Origin of the sequence: Devosia neptuniae, assembly GCF_025452235.1 — a bacterium.
Taxonomy (GTDB): domain Bacteria; phylum Pseudomonadota; class Alphaproteobacteria; order Rhizobiales; family Devosiaceae; genus Devosia.
On the sequence record NZ_CP104965.1, the window covers coordinates 1,846,998 to 1,866,112 of the forward strand.

A 19,115-nucleotide genomic window follows, 5' to 3' on the forward strand; every position below is an offset into this window, starting at 1 on the left:
CGATAGGGTCATATCGTGCCCGAAATGAGGCTTTGGCCGGAGCTTTTAATTGGTGGCGGTGACCACGAAGCTGGTGTGGCTGGGCACGGCGGGGAAGTCGCCGGCGCGCAGCGTGGTGACGTATTCGCCCATCTCGGTGGCGGGGCTGAAATCGGCCTCGTCATGATCGAAGATCACCGCGAAATGGTCCGAGCTCATCGTGGAGGGCGCGGTGAAGATTTCGGCGACATGTTCGAGATCGGGGGCAACCAGATCGGGCTTGCGCATGCCGCCGGGCGGGGTGCGATTGGCCAGATGATTGGCCAGAGCGGCCGCCACGGGAGCGCTATTGCTCTGCTGGGCGGCGCCAAAGGTGCCCGAGAAGAAGCCGGCCAGCGCCGCGGTGGCCGGATCATCGCCCAGTGAAGCGGTGCGTACCCCGGTTGCGGCCGTCAGTGGTGGCAGGATGGGCAGGCGATCGGCCGGCTGGGGCGGCACTGCGGCCGTCACGGTGGTGTCGCGCTCAATGATCATTTCCAGCGCCCGCTGTGAATCGGGCGTCTGCGGCATGGGCGGCATATAGGCGGTGACCGCTTCGGGCGGTTCGGACATGATGAGGCGCGGCTGCGGCATCGGCGCGGTAAAAGAGGCGAGCGCGGTGACAGCGTCGCCCGAGGGCATGGCTGCCGCAGTGGCCACGCGAAGGGTTTCCGATTTCATGGCCGGCATGGGCGCAGTGGTATCGGGCAGCAATTCGGCCGCGTCGAGCGGCGCGCTGCCGCGGGTCGAGAACGGGATGGGAATGGCGCCGGCGGCCGCTGGTTGCGGCGCGACATCGGCGACGGCCACGGCAGCGGGTGCGCCACCCAGATCGGCCGGGCGCATCATCGGCATGGGCGCTGCCGCGGGTGTCGCGGTCTGCTGCGGCGCCACGGCTGCCATCTGCACGGGCGCCGAGGCGGGGGCGGAAGCCGGCTGGCTGTCATTGCCGCCAAAGAACATGTCCATCAGCGTGCGGCCGCTGCCGCTATTGCTGGCGACGCGAGTGCCCGCATTGCTGCCGCCATTGCAGGGATAGGCGTGGCATTGCTTCCATTCGGCCAGGGCGACCTGATAGCCCTCCTGCGACAGCGGCTTGCCATCGGTGGGCAGATGCATGGTGCGTCCGTCGGGGAAGATTTCCTTGAGCTGGGCACGGGTCATGCGCGGCCAGGCGCGCACCGAGCCGGTGTCCAGATGCACGAAGGGGCTGCCCGAGGTGGGATAGAAGCCCACGCCGCCGACCTGCTTGCGCATGGCCACGGCCCGCAGCTTGGAGAGCGGAATGCCCGGAATGAAGAAATCCATGGCATGGCCTTTGGTGTGCTGGGAATTTTCAGCAACGCCGGAGGAGGTGGCCCGCAGCATTTCATTGGTCTTGGGCGAACGATAGGCCGACACGACATTGATGGGCTGGGTGGCGCCCACTTCCTGATAGACTTCCCAGACCAGATCGAACAGGCGCGGATCCATGCGGGCGGGCTCGTTGCGGCGCCAGTCGCGCAGGAAATAATTCAGCTCATTGAGGCCGGATTGCACATATTGCCCATTGCGCTTGAAGACGATGCGGGCCGTCTCCTTGGTATGGGTATAATACAGATAGATCGCGCGTTCGCTCGCTGCCTGCGCCGGAATAACCGCCTGCGGCAGGATCACGGTGATGCTCATAAGGGCGGCCACGCAGGCGCGCACGATATGGTGCCGTATCAAAAGGTAAGTCCCCGTCACGCCAAACTCTGCCCGGTTGATTGCCAGTTGTCGTCCGACATTAGCGTGAAAATCGCTCGATTTTATTAACGCTAACGAGATGTCAAATGGCCCGCACCCGGACCCCTTCACGGCAGTGTTATTACGGGGAAAACCCGGCTGAACCAAGGCGAAATTGTAAAGCGGGGGTTAAGAGGGGCGGCCCGAGCCTCCCCGTAGCGCCACTCAGGGGGAGAGCGTGGTGTCAGCCGGGGCCGCGTCGGCAATCACCGGGGCGGCCGCGTCGCCAAGGCCCAGCGCCTTGATCAGCTTGGCATTGTGCCCATAGACGTCGGCATAGGAGCGCAGTTCGCCATCGGCGCCGACGCGCAGGGTGAAATAGGCCAGATGCACGGGCACCTGCTGTTCCGGGTTCACCCAGCGCTCGGACGAGCCAAACATGGCCTCAAGCGAAGCGCGGTCGATATTGGGCTCGTTGGCGGTCAATGCGGCGGCAAATTCCATCGGGTTCTGCACGCGCACACAGCCATGGCTGGCGGCGCGGAAGGCGCGGCCGAACAGGCTTTTGGATGGGGTATCGTGCAGATAGACGTCGTGCTTGTTGGGAAACAGGAATTTGATCTGGCCCAGCGAATTGCTGGGGCCGGGCTTTTGCCGCACGCGGAAGGGGAAGCTGTCGCCCACGGCGGCCCAATTGACCTGATAGGCGCTGACCACATTGCCCTGATAGATCAGTTCCATATTCTGGCTGGCGATATAGCCCGGATTGGAACGCGTCTTGGGGGCGATCTCGTTCTTGATGATCGAGGAGGGCACGTTCCAATAGGGATTGACCACGATGTGGCGGATATTGTCCGAGAAGATCGGGGTCTGGTTCTTGGTGCTGCCCACCACGACGCGGGTGGCATAGGTTTCCTGCCCGTCGCGATTGATGGTCAGGCGATATTCGGGAATGTTGACGAAGACGTTGAACTTGCCCAGGTCGCGCGGCATCCAGCGCCAGCGTTCCATATTGGCCAGAATGTCCTCGCGGGTCACCGGCGCACCGCCATTGAGCGCAGTCAACGTCGCCGGGCCCATCACGCCGTCGTCTTCCAGACCCGCGCCGGCCTGGAAGGTCTTGATCGCGGCAATCAGCGCCTCGTCATAGACCAGGCCATCGACCGCCGGCAGTTCCAGGCGCTGGCGCAAGGCGGGCACGCGCGGATCGCTCATGCCGGGCTTGAGCGTGGCGCCCGCCTCGATGGTGATCGGGCGTTCGGCCTGTGTCGCATCGAACGTCGCCAGCCGCGCCTTGAGGGCAAGGAATTCGGGATGGGTCGGCTCGAGCTTGGCCAGCACCGCAGCGGGATCATCGCTCGTCGCCAATTCCAGCATCAGCGCCGATTGGTCGAGCTGCTTGGGCTGGATATCGAGATTGGCATCAATCGAAAGGGGTTCGATGCGGCCGGTATAGATATGGGTGGCATAGCGCATGGTGGCCGCCGAAAAGGCGGTTTCGAGCGCCGCCAGCTTGGCCGGGTCATTGCCGACGGCGGTAACGTCGAGCGCTGAGGTCAGATAGTCGGAAGGGCGCAGGCCTTCGCTGGCCGCGGCGCCAAAGAGTTTCATGATCTTCTGTGCTGCGGCCGAATAGCCGACGGCGCCGTTGGCCTCATCCAGCCAGATGGGCTCGAAATGGCGTGCACCATAGAAGAAATAGAGCTTTTGCGCCTCCCGATAGGCCAGCGAGTCCTTGCGCGCGCCGTAATAAGTGGCGGCGAGCCCGGATTTGATGGTTCTGGCGAGATCCGATTGTGCCGGCGCAATCACCACCGGCGTGACGGCCAGGCTCGCCACATCCTGGGCGACCGCAGGCAAAGCCACACCCGCACCGGCAAGAGCGGCGAGCAAACCAACCAAAATCCTGTTCATGCGAGCTCCATGCACGGCGACGCGGGCCGCGCCTGAACCCGATTCGGCAGGCTGCGGAGTAAAGGAGCAATAACTTGCAAACCTTAACGGGAGCAATTGCTCGCAAAGTTGTGAGCAGGATTTGTGGCAGGGGAGCAACGTTACCCCCTTCCAAGAAGTCGCGTAAATTTCTTTCATTGGGCGCGTGATTTTTCGTTGGGTGCGGACGCGCAGCGGGCGATTGCCCCGGGCGGGCGATATCAACGACGGCCATGCCAATCGCGGCAGGATCCGAAATCGGGTGGCACGGCATGCGCCAGGGCAGCCCGAATGCGATCTGCAAAGCTACTCGGCCATGCTTTGGTACACTCGGTTACGGTCGCCTGATCTTCCGGCTCGCCCCATGATTTGAATTTTTGAATCGGCTAATCGCGCCGGAAGAAAATCATGCCGCCGTGGTGCAGTTCATCGTCGGTGACGAACTCGCCATCAGCGGTGAAGCCGGTATCGTCCCAGTAAAAGATCATGTTGCCCTCGACCTCGTAGCGTCCCTGATAGGCGCTCTCCCGAGAGCCCCGCGCTTCGTCGTAACGTCCGTTGGGGAGTAATTCCTGACGGATGACACCGTCAGCGGTGACCCACATGCCGATATAGGGATGCTGCTGCATGGGACGTTGTTCCTCTGGTGATCCGATCGGGGTTGGGGCGGTCTCCTGGGCCATCGGCCCCGGGTGAGTGAGAGCCGCTGCTGCCAGAACCAGTGTGAGCTTTGTCATCATATTCTCCTTGGTGACCTCGATGACGAGGCGTTGTCGAACTCGACTGCATCAGAGCTTTTGCGGTTCGAACTTGCCGAGCAGTGCATGCACCTCTTCGACCGGCACGACGCGGCAGGATGTGTGTTCGCGGATGATCGTCCACCGGCCATCCTTGAGGCCCCAGACGTGGGAGGTGCGGCACACCGCGCCGGTGACCTTGCCGTCGGCGGCCTCAAGCCGTGCGCAGAATTCGAAGGTGGCCGAAGCCATGTCGCCGCTGACCAATATGTCGGGTTCGTCGGTCACGGCGTGGAGCGCGCTCTGCATGGAATCAAAAGATGTCTCGAACGCCTCGGCCCATTCGTGAGGGCTGTGGGCAACGCGCAATTGCGGATCGAATGTGTCGTGAAGCGAGGTGGCAGGGTGGTCCCAGTCGTAGAAATGGCCGACCTTGTCCTTGAACACGAAGCGCTCGCCCGGTTGCTTTTCCCAACCCTTGAGAATCCAGCGACGCTGCAACTGGCCGACGGTCTGTTCATGGCTGCTGGCCGAATGTTGATCGGTGGTCATGGGTGTTCTCCTTTCATGTCTGCCAGATTGGCCGGCAGGCTTGGGCAAGGTAGTTCTGCGTTGCACGCTGGACAATTCGCTATATTCTTACGTCAATGGTAAGTGGAGTTAACCAATGGCGGTAGATGTCAATGCGATCGAGCTGTTCTTGTCGGTCGCGCAGGCCAAGAGTTTTCGGGCGGCAGCGGATCGTGCCGGCGTTACCAGGTCGGCCGTCAGCCAAGCCATTGGACGGCTTGAGGCGGAGCTGGGTATTGCGCTGTTCGTGCGGACGACGCGCAGCGTGAACCTGACCGAGGCGGGGCAGCTTCTGTTGGACCGCGTCGCGCCGGCTATGGCGGACCTGTCGGCGGCCATTACCAGCACCCAGGAACTGGCCGGGCGACCCAGTGGCCTGCTCCGGCTCGCAGTATCCTCGATAGCCGAGCGGTTCATTGCCGGGCCGTTGCTGGCCAGTTTTGTCGAGATTTATCCGGAAATTGAACTGGACGTTTTCATCACCGATGACGAGTTCGACATCGTTGCTGCAGGCTATGATGCCGGCGTCCGCCTGGGCGAAATCATCGAACAGGACATGATCGCTATCCCCGTTTCTGATGACCAGCGCCAGGCAACCGTGGCATCCCCGGCCTATCTCGCGCGACATGGACGCCCGCTGCATCCCAAAGACCTGACCGGGCATCGCTGTATTGGATGGCGCCCCGCGCCCTCGGTGGCCCCCTATCGGTGGGAATTCGAGGAAGATGGACAGGCCTTTGACGTGGCGGTCGCGCCGCAAGTGACGACCAATGACATGGGCCTGATGCTCCGCATGGCACTTTCCGGGAGCGGCATCACCTGCGGAATGGAAGAAACCTTCCGCCCCTTTGTCGAGCGGGACGAACTCGTGCCGTTACTCGAGGAATACCTGCCCAGTTTTGCCGGTTTTTTCCTCTACTTTCCGAGCCGCAGAAATCTCGCACCTAAATTGCGCGCGCTTGTGGACCATGTGCAGGTGAGCCGTAAGCGGTGACGGGGAGATTGACGGATCAAGATCGCTGTCCCGGACCATTGGTCCTGACCTCGCGCGTGAGAACAGCTTTCAACCACCTGGTTGAGGCATTCGACACTCTGAGCGGCTGAAGGGCTGGATTTGTGACTGTCTGCTTCTAGGCAAGACAACAGAGGTCCAACGCTGGTCTTCGATCAGGTGATATCGGTTTCAGCACCGACACTATTCGCTTTGAGGCGACCGGACACGCAAGGCCTCCATGACCACAGTAAAGGCGGGAGAATTCTGCCGCTTGCTGGGATAGTACAGGTAATAGCCCTGGAAAAACGGCGACCAGTCGTCAAGAACCTGCACAAGCCCGCCGCTTGCAATGTCTTTGATCACCAGATTTTCGGGAAGATAGGCAATGCCGTAGCCACTTTTTGCGGCTTCGATTTGGGGATAGGAGCCATTGAAAATGAACTGCCCATCCACGCGCACTCGAAGCTCGCGTCCGTCTTTTTCAAACTCCCAAGCATAGAGACCGCCTGACCTGATATGACGTTGGTTGATGCAATTGTGCCCGACCAATTCCTGGGGGTGCTGCGGGACGCCATGCGCCTCAAAATAGGCGTGCGCACCCACGGCAACCAAGCGCCAATCAGGGCCGATACGGACCGCGATCATGTCCTTGTCGAGGCTTTCGCCAAGCCGCACGCCGGCATCGAAACGCTCCTCGACGATGTTGCGAAAGCCATTGTCGCTGTTCAGCTCGATCTTGATGTCCGGATAATCTTGCATGACCGGCTGCAGCTTCGGCCAGACCACGCTTTCCAGCGCGTGATCGGAGAGGGTGATCCGCACCGTCCCGGAGGGCTTGTCCCGGATCTCCAACACGGCGTCGATGTCGTGCTCAATCTCAGAAATACGCGGCGCCAACGAGCGCAAGATCTTCTCGCCCGCTTCGGTTGGTGACACGCTTCGGGTGGTGCGAGTGAGAAGCCTGAGGCCCATTCGCGTCTCAAGACGTTTGATGGTGTGACTCAACGTGGATTGCGATGTGCCCAGCCTAGCGGCCGCTCTGGTAAAGCTGCGCTCTTCGGCAACCGCCATGAACCAAAGCATATCGATGAGGTCTTCGCGCTTCATACCGCATCTTCATCCGATTTATGTCGGCAGGCAATAAGTCTTTGCCGATTGCGGGGGCTAATCAGGGAAACGGTTAGGGCCTAGTTTCCCGGCATGACACAGCATTCTGCCGCCACCTACGATGAAAACCTGGTCCGAAGCCCTGCTGCCTGGAGCGCCGTCCTCTCGATGTCGCTTTGCGTCGCGGTGTTGATCGCATCCGAGTTCATGCCCGTGAGCCTTCTGACGCCGATCGCGGCCGAACTGGGGGTCACCGAAGGCCAGACCGGGCAAGCGATCTCAATTTCAGGCGTGTTCGCTGTCATAACGAGCCTGTTTATTTCCGGCCTGACCCGCCGGCTCGATCGCCGCATCGTGTTGATCGCCTTTTCTGCGTCCTTGGTCCTGTCGGCGGCGATCGTCACCTTTGCTCCCAATTATGCGGTGCTGATGATCGGCCGTGCCCTGCTGGGCGTCGCCATCGGCGGCTTCTGGTCGATGTCGACGGCAATTGTCATGCGCCTCGTGCCCGCAGATTCGGTGCCCAAAGGCCTCGCGATGATCAACGCAGGCAACGCGATTGCGGCGACGATTTCGGCACCGCTCGGCAGCCTGCTTGGTGACTATATCGGCTGGCGTGGCGCCTTCTTTCTGGTCGTGCCGCTCGCTCTCGTGGCTCTGCTCTGGCAGTGGGTCAAGCTGCCCTCGTTGCCACCAGAACGTGCCGAAAGCTCTCCCAATGTCTTCCGGCTCCTGCTTCGTCCGCAGGTGGCCCTTGGCATGGCCTCGATCTTCCTGCTGTTCATGGGCCAGTTTGCGCTCTTCACCTATCTTCGGCCATTTCTGGAAACCGTCACGGGCGTTCCCGTAACAACCCTGTCGCTGCTTCTTCTGCTGATGGGGCTTGCCGGTGTCGTCGGCACTTACCTGGTCAGCCGGCTCTTGGAAAAGCGTCTGTTCAGCATTGTCGGCACGATCCCGCTCGTCATGGCCGCGATCGCTCTCGGGCTGATCGCCTTCGGACCCTCGACCGTCTTAACCGCGATCCTGCTGGTCGCATGGGGCCTCTTTGGCACCGCTGCGCCTGTTGGATGGGGCACCTGGCTCAGCCGATATCTCGCCGACGATGCCGAAGCCGGCGGCGGCCTGCAGGTCGCAATCATCCAACTCGCCATCACCACGGGCGCGGCCCTCGGGGGCTTCCTGTTCGACACGGCAGGATGGTGGAGCACCTTTGCCTTCGCCGCTGCCACTCTGGGCGCCTCGTCGCTTCTTGCGGTCGTGGCCTGGCGCTCAACCCTCAAACTCAACCAAACCTCATAGGAGATTTCAGATGAGCAATTTCGACAACGAAACCGACTTCTCACAGGCAGGCATGTCCCGGCGCAATCTCCTTCAGGCAGCCGGTGCCGGGGCCCTCGCGGTGAGTGCCCTCGCGATCGCCGGCTGCCAGCTGCAGCGCAGGAAGGAACCACCATGACTACAGACTGGGACAAGGTTTTCCCGAAAAGCGAAAGCGTCGATCACCGCAAGGTCAGCTTCAAGAACCGGTACGGCATCACCCTGGCGGGGGACCTGTATTCTCCTCAGGGACGCTGGGGTGAACGCCTGCCGGCAATCGCGGTGAGCGGCCCTTTCGGGGCTGTCAAAGAGCAGTCGTCAGGCCTTTATGCCCAGACCATGGCTGAACGTGGGTTTATCACCCTGGCCTTCGACCCATCCTATACCGGGGAAAGCAGCGGCGAGCCCCGCAACATTGCATCGCCCGACATCAACACTGAAGACTTCAGCGCAGCAGTCGATTTTCTGGGCCTGGAACCTGACGTTGATCGCGAACGGATCGGCATCATTGGCGTCTGCGGCTGGGGCGGCATGGCTCTAAATGCCGCAGCGATCGACAAGCGCATCAAGGCGGTTGTGGCGAGCACGATGTATGACATCAGCCGCGTCTCAGCCCATGGCTACAACGACAGCGTGACTTTGGAACAGCGCACCCAGATGTTGGAGCAGTTGGGTGAGCAGCGGTGGCAGGATGCGGAAGCCGGCGTTCCGGCATATGGCTCGGCGTCCAACGAACTCAAGGGCGGGGAAGCGCAGTTCCTGGTGGACTATCACGACTACTACATGACGCCGCGCGGCTACCATCCGCGCGCAGTCAACTCGGGCAATTCCTGGGCGATGACATCCGGCTTGTCGTTCATGAACATGCCGCTGCTGACCTACATCGCAGAGATATCCCCGCGGCCGACGCTGCTGCTCCACGGTGAAAATGCGCATTCTCGCTATCTCAGCGAGACGGCGTATGCAGCTGCGGCGGAGCCGAAGGAACTCCTGATCATCCCGGGCGCAAGCCACACCGATCTTTACGATCAAATGGACATCATTCCCTTCGACAAGCTGCAATCCTTCTTCGAGCAACACCTGGTCTGATGTCAGCCGCGCGCATGAGCCTGCGAAAGTTCTGGTGCCGCACGCTCGCGGGCGGCATCGGCGCTCAATTCGACTGGCTTGCCATCAGCCTGACCGGAGGCTTCGACGAGCAAGCCTGTGGCGGCAGGCCGATCAGAAATGGGCAGGAGGAGGCGGCCTTGCTTCCGGGCGGGGACGCCTCCCAGACCAAGCTGGAGCCGTCGAGATGAGTCCGATCAATCGCCGAGCTCTGATCGCCGCCGGCGTTGCCACAGTTCTATTGCCCGCCCTGGCGAGGGCCCAACAGGGGGTGAACCGGCAAGCCAGAGGAGGACCGACATGAAAATCAGGATGAGGTTTGACGGTCGAACCATGATCGCCACCCTGTACGACAACCCGTCCGCACAGGACTTCTACTCGATGTTGCCGCTCGATCTCACGGTCGAGGATTTTGGGCACAACGAGAAAATAGTGCACTTGCCGCGAAAGCTCACCGAGGAAGGCAGCGGGCCGTTCGACAACGAACAGGCATATGACCTTTGTTACTACAAGCCCTGGGGCAATCTGGCGCTGTTCTATGCCGATTACGAGCATCCCGGCCTGATCCGCCTCGGCCGCTTCGATGAAGGCTACGAGGCTCTCCACGTCAGGGGCGAATTTCCAGTCCTTATCGAGGCGGTTCGATGAGCCAGGCCATGTTGGCTATCGCCGCGAGGATAGTTCAGCACTGCCATCGCAAACAGCTTTTGAAGATCGCGGCAAGAGCTTGACGATCACGGCCTTGCCGACATTGGCCTCAGCAGAACACGGGGCGCGACAAGGGAGGAACCTTGCCCGGCCGGCCGGCGGCAAGAAGGATTCGCATGCAGCCCCGAGGTCAGGTTGCGGCAGGACTGTTCGCAACAATGCGTCGGACTTAACCAGCCTGTTTGGCAATGGCATGACGAAACCGGCCGCCTGAGTCATCAGACCACCGCAGGTTGAGCACTCGCGCTGGCCGGGGCGGAATTGCCCGCAGCCATGTCGGCATCGAGGCGCTTGCCGGTGACGCGGTCAAAGCCTTGCAAGGCCTGGGGCGGGAATGTCAGCCACACGGTTTCGCCTTCAAGGTTTTCGTCACCGGGTGGCAGGACGACGGACAGCTCGCGGCCGGCCAGGTTGCCATAGGCGACGCGGGAGCCGCCCAGTTCTTCCACGAGGTCGATCGTGACCGGCAATCCCTGGTTGGGCCGGGTGGAGAGCGTGATGCTTTCGGGGCGGATGCCGATGGTGAGCGGGGTGCCCTTGGCCAGTTTGGATTGGGCGATGGTGGCGTTGGCTGCAACACCATCAAGCGTTACGGCGCCATTCTCGCCAATGGTGGCGGGCAGCAGGTTCATTGCCGGCGAGCCCATGAAGCCGGCAACAAAAACCGAGGCGGGCTTGCGGTAAATCTCGGCGGGTGAGCCGATCTGTTCGACACGGCCGGTATTCATGACGATGAGCGTATCGGCCAGCGTCATGGCTTCCACCTGATCGTGGGTGACGAAGATGGAAGTGGCTTTGAGGCGTTTGTGCAGGCGCTTGATCTCGATGCGCATCTGCACCCGCAACAAGGCATCAAGGTTGGAAAGCGGCTCGTCGAACAGGAAGACATCGGGTTCGCGCACAATGGCGCGGCCCATGGCGACGCGCTGGCGCTGGCCACCCGAGAGCTGGGCGGGGCGGCGGTCGAGATACTCGGTGAGGTCGAGGATTTTGGCGGCCTGGTCGACGCGAAGATCGCGTTCGGCAGCGGGGAGTTTGGCGAGGCGGAGCGGATAGGCAATGTTCTGTCGCACACTCATGTGCGGGTAGAGGGCATAATTCTGGAACACCATGGCGCAGCCCCGATCGGCGGGCTCGATGTCGTTCATCACCGTGCCGCCAATGGCAATTGTGCCCGACGTAATATCCTCGAGCCCGGCAATCATGCGCAGCAAGGTTGATTTGCCACAACCCGACGGGCCGACGATGACCACGAAATGACCGTCAGGCAGGGCCACGTCGATGCCGTGCAACACGGGCTTGCCATCATAGGTTTTCTTGACATTGGTGATCGTGACATCGGCCATCAGAACTCTCCCAGAAGACGGTTGCGCAGGCGTTCGATCGTGACCTGGTCCAGTCCAATCCGTTCCACATAAGCTGCGATCGAGCCGAACTCGGCCTGGATGAAAGCAAGGGTCGCCGCCATAGTGGCGGGCTCGGATGCCAGCAGGCGTTGAAAGCTGGCGGGGTCTGCCCCGCGAGCGACAGCGCCGGCGGTGATATCAGCGATGATCGGCGCGATGAGGTCGGCGGTCAGCGCATAATCCTCGACGATGAGCCCGGCTTCGACACCCGCGACGCCAAGCAGCAGGGCAGCGACGATGCCAGTGCGGTCCTTGCCGGCGGTGCAATGGAACAGCACGGCGCCGGGCGGCGCGTCTGCGATGATGCGCAGCACCTGGGCCAAAGCCGGCTGGCGCTGGGTGAGGGCGAGCTTGTAGAGCTCGAGCAGCACATCGCCCTCGCCCATCAGGCTGGGTGCCAGACCATCGAGCAGCGACACATTGTGGTAGACCACGGCGCCATGTCCGTTGAACGGGTTGGGCTGGTGGGTCAGCTCGTCGCCATGGCGCAGGTCGATCACGGTGGTAATGCCGGAAGCCAGCATCGCCGCAACCCCGTCGCCATCGAGCCGGTGCAATGCGTCGGCGCGCAGGATGCGGCGCCATTGGGTCTGGCTGCCGGCAGCGGCATAGCCGCCCAGGTCGCGAACGTTATAGGTGCCCTTGATGGGCAGGTGACGAATTGGTGCAGATTGCATCAGCGGATTCCGGATTTCATGAAGGATTGGACGACCTGGCGCTGCAGGGCGACATAGATGACGAGGACAGGCAGGCTGGCCAGGGTGGACGCGGCCATGAGCGGTCCCCATTGGTTGCCTTCGGCGGTTATGAACATCTGGATGCCGATCTGGATGACGCTGTTCTCAGCGGTGCGGCTGAGCAGCAGCGGCCAGAAATATTCATTCCAAGTCGAGATGAAGATGAGGATGGCCAGGGAGGCGATGGTGCCGCGCAGATTGGGCACCAGCACTTCCCACAGAACCCGCCAATTGCTGGCCCCGTCCATGCGGGCCGCTTCGATGACTTCCCTGGGGAAGCCGCGCATGGCCTGGGCCAGCAGCATGATGGCGAGCGCCGCCGCGAGATTGGGTAGGATCAGTGCGAGCACGCTGTCGAGCAGGCCCATTTGCGCGATCAGCAGGTAATTGGGGATCATCACTACCTGGAACGGCACCAGCCAGGTCAGCGCGACGCCGGTATAGACCAGCTTGTCGAACGGGAACTTCCAGCGGGCGAAGGCGAAGGCGGCCAGAATGCCGGTCAGCAGTTGGAAGATGGTCGACACCGCCGAGAAGACCAGCGTGTTGACCAGCATGCGGGCGATCGGAATGGCGTCCACGGCCCGCGTGTAATTGTCGAGCGAGGGCTGCGTCGGCCACAGGCTGGTTTCGAACAGCGTATTGGCCGGGCGGAACGAACTGACCAGCATCCAATAAACCGGAAACAGACAGAAGATCGACAACAGCACCATGAGCAGGTGACCTGCCGCCGTATTGAGACCGGACCGGTTCGAAATACGTCGCAGCGTTGCGGGCCGGGCGCGGGCCGGACGGGCAAGGACATCAATTGTCATGGAAGGAATACCTGTCGATCAGGCGGAACAGCACGAAGGCCAGCACGCCGAAGCCGAGAAAAAGGATAACCGCCGAGGCCGAGCCCCAACCCACCGACATGGTGGAGAAGCCGAAATCCCAGAGCAGGTAATAGATATTGGTGGTGGCGCCGAGCGGGCCGCCGCCGGTCAACACATTGATATAGGTGAAGCTCCACTGCGCTCCGAGCAGGATGGTCATCACCACGAGAAACAGCACGGTGGAGCTGAGCAACGGCAAGCGCACGTCGCGGATGATTTCCCACTTGCCGGCGCCATCCATGCGGGCGGCCTCGATCAGCGTGGGATTGATATTGGCATTGGCGGCCGAGAGGATGAGGGTGGAAAAGCCCATCAGCTTCCAACCGGTGATGGCGATGACCGTCCAGATGGCGACGTCGGGGTCGGAGAGGAACTTCACCGGATCGAGCCCGACGCCCTTGATGGCCTGGTTGGCAAGGCCGTAGGCGGGATCGAGCAGCCAGCGCCAGACGGCAGCGGCGACAACCGGGGCGATGATCATCGGCACGAAGATAATGGCGCGGTAGATATTGCGGCTCCGCTCCGGCAGGTCATGGGTATAGATGGCTATGGCCAGCGGGATCAGCACAGCGAGCGGCAGCAGGCCCAGGATGTAGACACCGGTATTGCGCAAGGCCTGCCAGAATTTGGGGAGGGCAAAGATGCGCTGATAATTCTCCCAGCCGACAAAGGTCTGGGGAGAATTGGGCAGCATGTTCCACTGGAAAAAGCTGAGGCGCACGGCGTCGACCAGCGGCCAATAGATCCACACGACCAGGGTGATCAGGGCCGGCGCCAGATAAAGCCAGGGGACCCAGCGCGCCTTGCTGATGCGTCGCAAACGGGTGGGGGCGTGGGCAGCAATGGCCATTTCGCGCTCCTCCAAAGAGAGTGAACGGCCCGCCCCGCTGGGCGGGCCAAAGGGTCAGGGCATCAGCGCCTGGGCATTGGCTTGGGCGTCAGCCAGGGTGGCCGCGACATCGGTGCCGCCGAACACCGACATTTCGACGGCGTCCATCATGGTCTTGCCGATCTGGCGGTAGTTCGGTCCCGGCATCGGATCCCAGGGTTCAAGACGATCCAGCTGCTCCAGATTTGGGGCAACCAGCGGATGCTCGGCAACCCAGCCGGCCAGGTATTTGGGATCGGTGACGATGGCCGGACGCAGCGGTAAATAGCCGATTTCCGAAGTGATGACGGTATAGCCATGCTCGGAGGTCAGGAACTTCATCAGCTCCCAGGCAGCGCGCTGCTTGAGCGGATCGGTGGTGTGGATGGTCAGGGCACTTCCCGAATTATTCGGGCGGGTTGGCTTGTCGCCGAAGCGGGGCATGGTGGACGAGCGCAGCTCGTAATTGCCGTTGGCCCCGGCCACCAGCGAGCCCTGGAGCGCGCTGGTCTGCAAATACATGCCCAGACTGCCCGAGGCCATGGCATCGACGGCGCCGGCAGAGTCGTAGTTCTCATAGACGCCGGCGTCGTAGAGGTCGCGCAGCATGGTGACCGCCTCTACCGCTTCCGGCTCCGCGAATTTAAGCGTCTTGCGATCACGCGAAATCACTTCGCCATTGTTGGAGCGAACTACGCCCTGGAACAGCCAATCGACCGCACCAGGACCGGTAATGCCCGCAGTAAAGCCTTCAGCGTCGGTTTTTTCCTCGATGGCAAGGGCGGCCAATTTGACGTCTGCCCAGGTCTTGGGCGGATTTTCCGGATCAAGGCCCGCCGCGCGGAAGAGATCGGCATTGTAGAACAGCACCGGCGTCGAGAACGTATAGGCCAGCCCGTAGGTCTTGCCGTTCAAAACACCCAGCTTGGTGCCGTTGGGATGCATGCCTTGCAGATGGGCCGCGATTTCGCCGGCGGGGACGATGTCCTCCAGCGCCTGGGCGCCGAAATTGGTCACCGAGAAGTCGAGATCGCTGAACACGGTCTGGACCACGTCCACCGGCAGGCCGGCGGCAAGATCGGCCTGGATGCGGCTGCCATCGGCGCTGCTATAGGGCACGCCGGTAACGGTCACATTGGGATTGGCCACCATGAATTCGTTGATCAGCTTCTGGGTGGCTTCAGCGCCCAGACCTGCGGCAGCGAGGTTGTAGTTGTAGAAGGTGATGGTGACTGGCTGCTCGATGCTGGGCGCCATGGTTTGGGCAAGCGCAGGAATGGCCGTGGAGAGTGCCAGCAAGCCGGCAAGGATACTTGTGCGGAGCATGGTGTGGTTCCTGTCACTCAGCGGCGGCCGGAGCGGCCTCGTATTTCTTCAGCATCTCGGCCATGCCGGAAAAGCTGAAGCTGTGCAGTTCGCGGCGAGTAGCCGGCTGCGGAGCGAAGGTGATGGAAAGACCCGAGGGGCGGACCGTGCCGATGGCAAAGGCGGCGCCTTCGAGCATGCGCAAGCCTTCATGCAGCCAGAGAACGTCGGTGGCGGCATGCTGGCCGATGCCGACCACGGCCGGGATGCCATACCAGTTGGAGACGCGGTCATAATGGATATGGCCTGACAGGATGCCGATGACGTTCTTCCCGGCAACGAGCTGACGCAGCGCCTCGGTATCGACATAGGACAGGGATTCCCACTCCATGCCCGGATCATGCGTATCGAGCGCCGGCGCATGGTGCATGACCAAGAGCTTGGGCAGCTCGGCGTGGTTCTCGATCTCGGCCCTGAGCCAATCGAGCTGGCCCGGCTCGAACGCGCCGCCAACCTTGTTGGGCACGCTGGAGTCGAGGGTGATGACATGCACGCCGGCAATGACCTCGGCGTGGTCATAGGGGGCATCGACGTTGTCGGTGCGGCCGAGCATGACCGGATAGAAGCCGTCGCGGCGGTCGTGATTGCCCAGGGCATAGAGGATGGGCATGTCGAGGCCGGATTCGGCAATGAGCGACTTGAGGTTTTCGTAGCTGCCCGCGTCGCCGCGATTGGTCAGATCGCCACTGGCGACGATGAATTTGGGTTGCGGCACCAGCGTCTTGATATCAGCCAGAATGGCACGCAGCGTCGTCGTGGTGTCGGAATAAAGATGATCATCCGGCACGGCCGGATTGCCGACATGCAGGTCAGTCAGATGGATGAAGGTGACGGGTTCGGACACGAGCGCTCTCCTTGCTCTGGCGGGGGCCAAAACGGCAAAGTCCCACTGTAACTATTTGTTTCGCCATAGTTTTTTCAAAAACGTCTTGTGCGGCGACATGGACAGGGTTATCGTCCCTGCATGACAGGTGAATGAAGGTTCATTCAGTTTATGGATATTGTCCTCGACAAGCGTGAGCGCATCCTGGCGGCGGCCGCCCGGCTCATTGTCCGCAACGGCTTGCAATGTTCCATGGCCGCCATTGCCGAAGAGGCAAATGTGGCCACCGGCTCGCTCTACAATTACTTCGACTCCAAGGAAGCTCTGGTGCTGGGCGTTTATACGCGTGTCACCGAATTGATGACCGAGCGCCTGGTGACCCCACCTGATCCGGCTAGCGGCGGAGAAGAGCCGATACGCCGCTATATCGAGAACTATATTGACTTCATCTGGGAGGACGCCGATCGCGCGGTTCTGTTCGACTATCTCGACAATAACCCGCTCATCACGCTGAGCGATGCCAGAACCATTTTCGGCGCCTTTGTCGAGCACGGCATTGCCATGATCGAGACGGCGCAGGCAGCCGGATTGGTTCGCGCCGGGCCCGCCACCATGATCACGAGCTTTGTGCGCGGCTCCATCCGCAATACGCTCAAGCGTCGGCGCATGACCGAGACCACGCTGAGCGCCGCCGACCGGCAATTGGTGGCGGATATGTGCTGGGCCGCCATCGCCGCTTGAGCCGGTCAGCCACATAACCGATTGGCCAGCAGCGCCACCTCGGTTTGGGACAGGCCTATACCGGCCAGATAGGCGTCAATGCCGCCATGGGCGGTTTCGAGATGGTCGAGCATGGCCAGCATGGTCGCGCCATCGCTGGCGAGCACACGTTCGACATGTTCGGGACGGCCGCCGGCGGCAAGCGCCCGTTCGCGCAATTGGCCGATCAGACCGTCCGCTGCGGCGGTGAGCGCATAATCGGCAACGATGTCTGTGCGGTCGACACCGGCAACCAGCAGCAGGAGCGCTGCAATGATGCCGGTACGATCCTTGCCGGCCGTGCAGTGAAACAGCACGATCCCCGGCGGCGCGGCGATGATGGCGCGTAGCACCTCGGCCAGTTGGGCGCCGCATTTGTCCAGGGCGTCGCAATAGCGCTGCGCCATGTCGAACGGCGTCTCGCCCATGGCAATTGGCGCCAGGGCGTCGAACAGGACAATGTTGCGGTAGGCAACCGTGTTATGTTCGCGAAATGGATGGGGCGTTACCCCGGCCTCATGGGGGCCGCGCAGGTCGATGACCAGCGTCAGGCCATCATCGATGAGCCTGCTAACACTGTCGTCGCGCAGGGGATGCAAGGCCTCGCCGCGCAGGATGCGGCCCCATTGGGTGGTGCCGCCATTGCTGCGGGCATAGCCGCCCAGGTCACGGATATTGTGGGTGTCCGGCAAGGGCCAGTGACGCGTCGCTGCCAGGCTCATGGCGGCCTCCAAACAGTGCGAAGAAATGGGCGCGGCGGCTTGGCCGCGCCCGGCAGGGATCAGGGCATCAGGCTCTGGGCATTGTCCTGGGCAAAGCTCAGCACTTCGGTGACATCGCCATCACCGAGTACGGCTTCGACAACGGATTCCTTCATCATCGTTTCGGCCTGGCGATAGTTCGGGCCGGGGAAAGCGACATTGGGGGTGAGGCGCGACAGCTGTTCCAGGTTCGGGCGGATCAGCGGATGGGTCTGCGTCCACGGACCAAGGAATTCCGGATCGTCCACGATATCGAGGCGCAGCGGCAGGTAGCCGATCTTGCTGGTGATGATCGTGTAGCCGTATTTCGAGGTGAGGAACTTCATCAGCTCGTAGGATGCGCGCTGCTTGATCGGGTCCTTGGAGAAGACATAGAGCGCACTGCCCGAATTGGTCGGCGCGGTCGGCTTGTCTCCAAAGCTCGGCATGGCGGCGACGCGGAGCTCCCAATTGCCCTCCGAAGCGGTGGAGAGGCTGTTTTGCACCGCGCTGGTATAGAGGAACATGCCGAGCTGGCCCGCGGCCATGGCCTCGCTCGGATTGGTCGGATCCAGCCGCGCATGAGCGCCGCTATCCACCATGTCGCGCAGCATCTGCACGGCCTCGATGCCCTCGGGATTGGCAAAGGTCAGCGTATTGCCATCGCGGACATTGCCGCCATTGGACATCAGGATCGCCTGGTAGACAAAGGTGCCATCGGCCGGGCCATAGGCGCCGGGGAAGAAGCCTTCGGCATCGGTCTTGGCCACGATGGCTTCGGCAGCTGTCTTGACCTCGGCCCAGGTCTTGGGCGGATTGTCAGGATCAAGACCCGCCTGCCGGAACAGGTCGGCATTGTAATAAAGGATCGGGGTAGAGAAGGTATAGGCAAGGCCATAGGTCTTGTCGTCGATCTTGCCCAGGTCCAGACCACGCGGGAGCATGCCATCGGTGAGCGCGGCATATCCCTCGGCGCCCGCCATGTCCTCCAGCGCGTTGGCGCCCAGGTCGCTGGCAATGTAGTAAAGGTCGCGGAACACCAATTGGGCCACATCCGGCTGCCGGCCTGCGGCCATATCGGCCTGGAGCCGCGTGACGATTTCGTTGGACGGCACGCCAACGGTCTCGACCTTGATGTTGGGGTTTTCTGCCTCGAATTTCGCCAGCAGTTCGCGCGTGGCATCCGCGCCGGCGCTCGCGGTCGCCAGGTTGTAATTGTAAAAAGTGATGGTCACCGGTTCGGTGATCGCATCGGCCATTTGCGCGAAGGCCATGCCGGAAAGGGCGGTAAAGCCCAGGCCGGCCGCGGCCAGAAGCTTGAGGAAATTGCGTTTGATCATGG

The 19,115-nt window shown here is 61.9% G+C and carries 17 protein-coding genes and 2 pseudogenes; 6 read left to right on the forward strand and 13 right to left on the reverse strand.

Features of this window, described 5'->3' with window-relative positions:
* Positions 1–45 precede the first annotated feature (45 nt).
* The 4 genes from N8A98_RS11895 to N8A98_RS11910 form a co-directional block, all read right to left on the reverse strand.
* Positions 46–1,686 (reverse strand): peptidoglycan L,D-endopeptidase MepK, encoded by a 1,641-nt coding sequence (locus N8A98_RS11895; protein ID WP_262171562.1) that lies wholly within the window; start codon positions 1,684–1,686, stop codon positions 46–48.
* Positions 1,687–1,950: 264 nt separating this feature from the next.
* On the reverse strand, positions 1,951–3,639 hold the full coding sequence (locus N8A98_RS11900; RefSeq protein ID WP_262171564.1) for a L,D-transpeptidase family protein: 1,689 nt from the start codon (positions 3,637–3,639) through the stop codon (positions 1,951–1,953).
* Between the two features lie 404 nt (positions 3,640–4,043).
* Complete coding sequence (locus N8A98_RS11905; protein ID WP_262171963.1) at positions 4,044–4,340, reverse strand: Atu4866 domain-containing protein; 297 nt, start codon at positions 4,338–4,340, stop codon at positions 4,044–4,046.
* Between the two features lie 105 nt (positions 4,341–4,445).
* Positions 4,446–4,946 carry a nuclear transport factor 2 family protein gene (locus tag N8A98_RS11910; RefSeq protein WP_262171566.1) on the reverse strand — a complete coding sequence of 167 codons (501 nt, stop codon included), beginning with the start codon at positions 4,944–4,946 and terminating at the stop codon, positions 4,446–4,448.
* A gap of 115 nt (positions 4,947–5,061) precedes the next feature.
* Between N8A98_RS11910 and N8A98_RS11915 the strand changes: the two genes are divergently transcribed.
* Entirely contained in the window at positions 5,062–5,958 is an 897-nt protein-coding gene (locus tag N8A98_RS11915) for a LysR family transcriptional regulator (protein ID WP_262171567.1), read from the forward strand.
* A gap of 201 nt (positions 5,959–6,159) precedes the next feature.
* Here N8A98_RS11915 and N8A98_RS11920 read toward each other — a convergent pair whose 3' ends face one another.
* On the reverse strand, positions 6,160–7,065 hold the full coding sequence (locus N8A98_RS11920) for a LysR family transcriptional regulator (protein ID WP_262171569.1): 906 nt from the start codon (positions 7,063–7,065) through the stop codon (positions 6,160–6,162).
* A gap of 93 nt (positions 7,066–7,158) precedes the next feature.
* Here N8A98_RS11920 and N8A98_RS11925 point away from each other — a divergent pair, with 93 nt between their 5' ends.
* From N8A98_RS11925 to N8A98_RS11945, 4 genes and pseudogenes are all read left to right on the forward strand, one after another.
* The gene (locus N8A98_RS11925; RefSeq protein WP_262171570.1) at positions 7,159–8,367 is read left to right on the forward strand and encodes an MFS transporter; all 1,209 of its coding nucleotides are present in this window, start codon (positions 7,159–7,161) and stop codon (positions 8,365–8,367) included.
* Positions 8,368–8,377: 10 nt separating this feature from the next.
* Positions 8,378–9,474: pseudogene (locus tag N8A98_RS11935) on the forward strand (alpha/beta hydrolase).
* A gap of 14 nt (positions 9,475–9,488) precedes the next feature.
* Complete coding sequence (locus N8A98_RS11940; protein ID WP_262171573.1) at positions 9,489–9,683, forward strand: hypothetical protein; 195 nt, start codon at positions 9,489–9,491, stop codon at positions 9,681–9,683.
* Positions 9,680–10,140 (forward strand): annotated as a pseudogene (locus N8A98_RS11945) (cyclophilin-like fold protein). The gene N8A98_RS11940 and the pseudogene N8A98_RS11945 overlap by 4 nt, the downstream one beginning before the upstream one ends.
* A 278-nt stretch (positions 10,141–10,418) precedes the next feature.
* On the opposite strand, the gene N8A98_RS11950 reads toward N8A98_RS11945, so the two are convergent.
* The 6 genes from N8A98_RS11950 to N8A98_RS11975 are packed head-to-tail and all read right to left on the reverse strand — an operon-like array spanning position 10,419 to position 16,295.
* Positions 10,419–11,546 carry an ABC transporter ATP-binding protein gene (locus N8A98_RS11950; protein ID WP_262171575.1) on the reverse strand — a complete coding sequence of 376 codons (1,128 nt, stop codon included), beginning with the start codon at positions 11,544–11,546 and terminating at the stop codon, positions 10,419–10,421.
* Positions 11,546–12,283 (reverse strand): tyrosine-protein phosphatase, encoded by a 738-nt coding sequence (locus N8A98_RS11955; RefSeq protein WP_262171576.1) that lies wholly within the window; start codon positions 12,281–12,283, stop codon positions 11,546–11,548. Before N8A98_RS11955 ends, N8A98_RS11950 begins: the two co-directional genes overlap by 1 nt.
* Positions 12,283–13,158 carry a carbohydrate ABC transporter permease gene (locus tag N8A98_RS11960; RefSeq protein ID WP_262171578.1) on the reverse strand — a complete coding sequence of 292 codons (876 nt, stop codon included), beginning with the start codon at positions 13,156–13,158 and terminating at the stop codon, positions 12,283–12,285. The genes N8A98_RS11955 and N8A98_RS11960 overlap by 1 nt, the downstream gene beginning before the upstream one ends.
* Complete coding sequence (locus tag N8A98_RS11965) at positions 13,148–14,068, reverse strand: carbohydrate ABC transporter permease (RefSeq protein WP_262171579.1); 921 nt, start codon at positions 14,066–14,068, stop codon at positions 13,148–13,150. The genes N8A98_RS11960 and N8A98_RS11965 overlap by 11 nt, the downstream gene beginning before the upstream one ends.
* 54 nt (positions 14,069–14,122) lie before the next feature.
* The gene (locus N8A98_RS11970) at positions 14,123–15,412 is read right to left on the reverse strand and encodes an ABC transporter substrate-binding protein (RefSeq protein WP_262171581.1); all 1,290 of its coding nucleotides are present in this window, start codon (positions 15,410–15,412) and stop codon (positions 14,123–14,125) included.
* 13 nt (positions 15,413–15,425) lie between these two features.
* A complete protein-coding gene (locus tag N8A98_RS11975) occupies positions 15,426–16,295 on the reverse strand; it encodes a metallophosphoesterase (protein WP_262171582.1) in 870 nt (289 codons plus the stop codon).
* A gap of 150 nt (positions 16,296–16,445) precedes the next feature.
* Here N8A98_RS11975 and N8A98_RS11980 point away from each other — a divergent pair, with 150 nt between their 5' ends.
* Positions 16,446–17,015, forward strand: a complete 570-nt coding sequence (locus N8A98_RS11980) for a TetR/AcrR family transcriptional regulator (RefSeq protein WP_262171584.1) — start codon at positions 16,446–16,448, stop codon at positions 17,013–17,015.
* 5 nt (positions 17,016–17,020) lie between these two features.
* Here the strand turns inward: N8A98_RS11980 and N8A98_RS11985 are convergent, their stop codons facing one another.
* Complete coding sequence (locus tag N8A98_RS11985; RefSeq protein ID WP_262171585.1) at positions 17,021–17,755, reverse strand: tyrosine-protein phosphatase; 735 nt, start codon at positions 17,753–17,755, stop codon at positions 17,021–17,023.
* A 59-nt stretch (positions 17,756–17,814) separates the two neighbouring features.
* Positions 17,815–19,113 (reverse strand): ABC transporter substrate-binding protein, encoded by a 1,299-nt coding sequence (locus tag N8A98_RS11990; RefSeq protein ID WP_262171587.1) that lies wholly within the window; start codon positions 19,111–19,113, stop codon positions 17,815–17,817.
* Positions 19,114–19,115 lie beyond the last annotated feature (2 nt).

What these genes read in the sequence shown, in the direction of transcription:
- N8A98_RS11915 (WP_262171567.1), top strand. Translation starts at nt 5,062, where the DNA reads ATGGCGGTAGATGTCAATGCGATCGAGCTGTTCTTGTCGGTCGCGCAG.
- N8A98_RS11925 (WP_262171570.1), top strand. Translation starts at nt 7,159, where the DNA reads ATGACACAGCATTCTGCCGCCACCTACGATGAAAACCTGGTCCGAAGC.
- N8A98_RS11970 (WP_262171581.1), bottom strand. Translation starts at nt 15,412, where the DNA reads ATGCTCCGCACAAGTATCCTTGCCGGCTTGCTGGCACTCTCCACGGCC.
- N8A98_RS11960 (WP_262171578.1), bottom strand. Translation starts at nt 13,158, where the DNA reads ATGACAATTGATGTCCTTGCCCGTCCGGCCCGCGCCCGGCCCGCAACG.
- N8A98_RS11980 (WP_262171584.1), top strand. Translation starts at nt 16,446, where the DNA reads ATGGATATTGTCCTCGACAAGCGTGAGCGCATCCTGGCGGCGGCCGCC.
- N8A98_RS11905 (WP_262171963.1), bottom strand. Translation starts at nt 4,340, where the DNA reads ATGGCCCAGGAGACCGCCCCAACCCCGATCGGATCACCAGAGGAACAA.
- N8A98_RS11950 (WP_262171575.1), bottom strand. Translation starts at nt 11,546, where the DNA reads ATGGCCGATGTCACGATCACCAATGTCAAGAAAACCTATGATGGCAAG.
- N8A98_RS11920 (WP_262171569.1), bottom strand. Translation starts at nt 7,065, where the DNA reads ATGAAGCGCGAAGACCTCATCGATATGCTTTGGTTCATGGCGGTTGCC.
- N8A98_RS11895 (WP_262171562.1), bottom strand. Translation starts at nt 1,686, where the DNA reads ATGAGCATCACCGTGATCCTGCCGCAGGCGGTTATTCCGGCGCAGGCA.
- N8A98_RS11955 (WP_262171576.1), bottom strand. Translation starts at nt 12,283, where the DNA reads ATGCAATCTGCACCAATTCGTCACCTGCCCATCAAGGGCACCTATAAC.
- N8A98_RS11940 (WP_262171573.1), top strand. Translation starts at nt 9,489, where the DNA reads ATGAGCCTGCGAAAGTTCTGGTGCCGCACGCTCGCGGGCGGCATCGGC.
- N8A98_RS11910 (WP_262171566.1), bottom strand. Translation starts at nt 4,946, where the DNA reads ATGACCACCGATCAACATTCGGCCAGCAGCCATGAACAGACCGTCGGC.
- N8A98_RS11990 (WP_262171587.1), bottom strand. Translation starts at nt 19,113, where the DNA reads ATGATCAAACGCAATTTCCTCAAGCTTCTGGCCGCGGCCGGCCTGGGC.
- N8A98_RS11900 (WP_262171564.1), bottom strand. Translation starts at nt 3,639, where the DNA reads ATGAACAGGATTTTGGTTGGTTTGCTCGCCGCTCTTGCCGGTGCGGGT.
- N8A98_RS11985 (WP_262171585.1), bottom strand. Translation starts at nt 17,755, where the DNA reads ATGAGCCTGGCAGCGACGCGTCACTGGCCCTTGCCGGACACCCACAAT.
- N8A98_RS11965 (WP_262171579.1), bottom strand. Translation starts at nt 14,068, where the DNA reads ATGGCCATTGCTGCCCACGCCCCCACCCGTTTGCGACGCATCAGCAAG.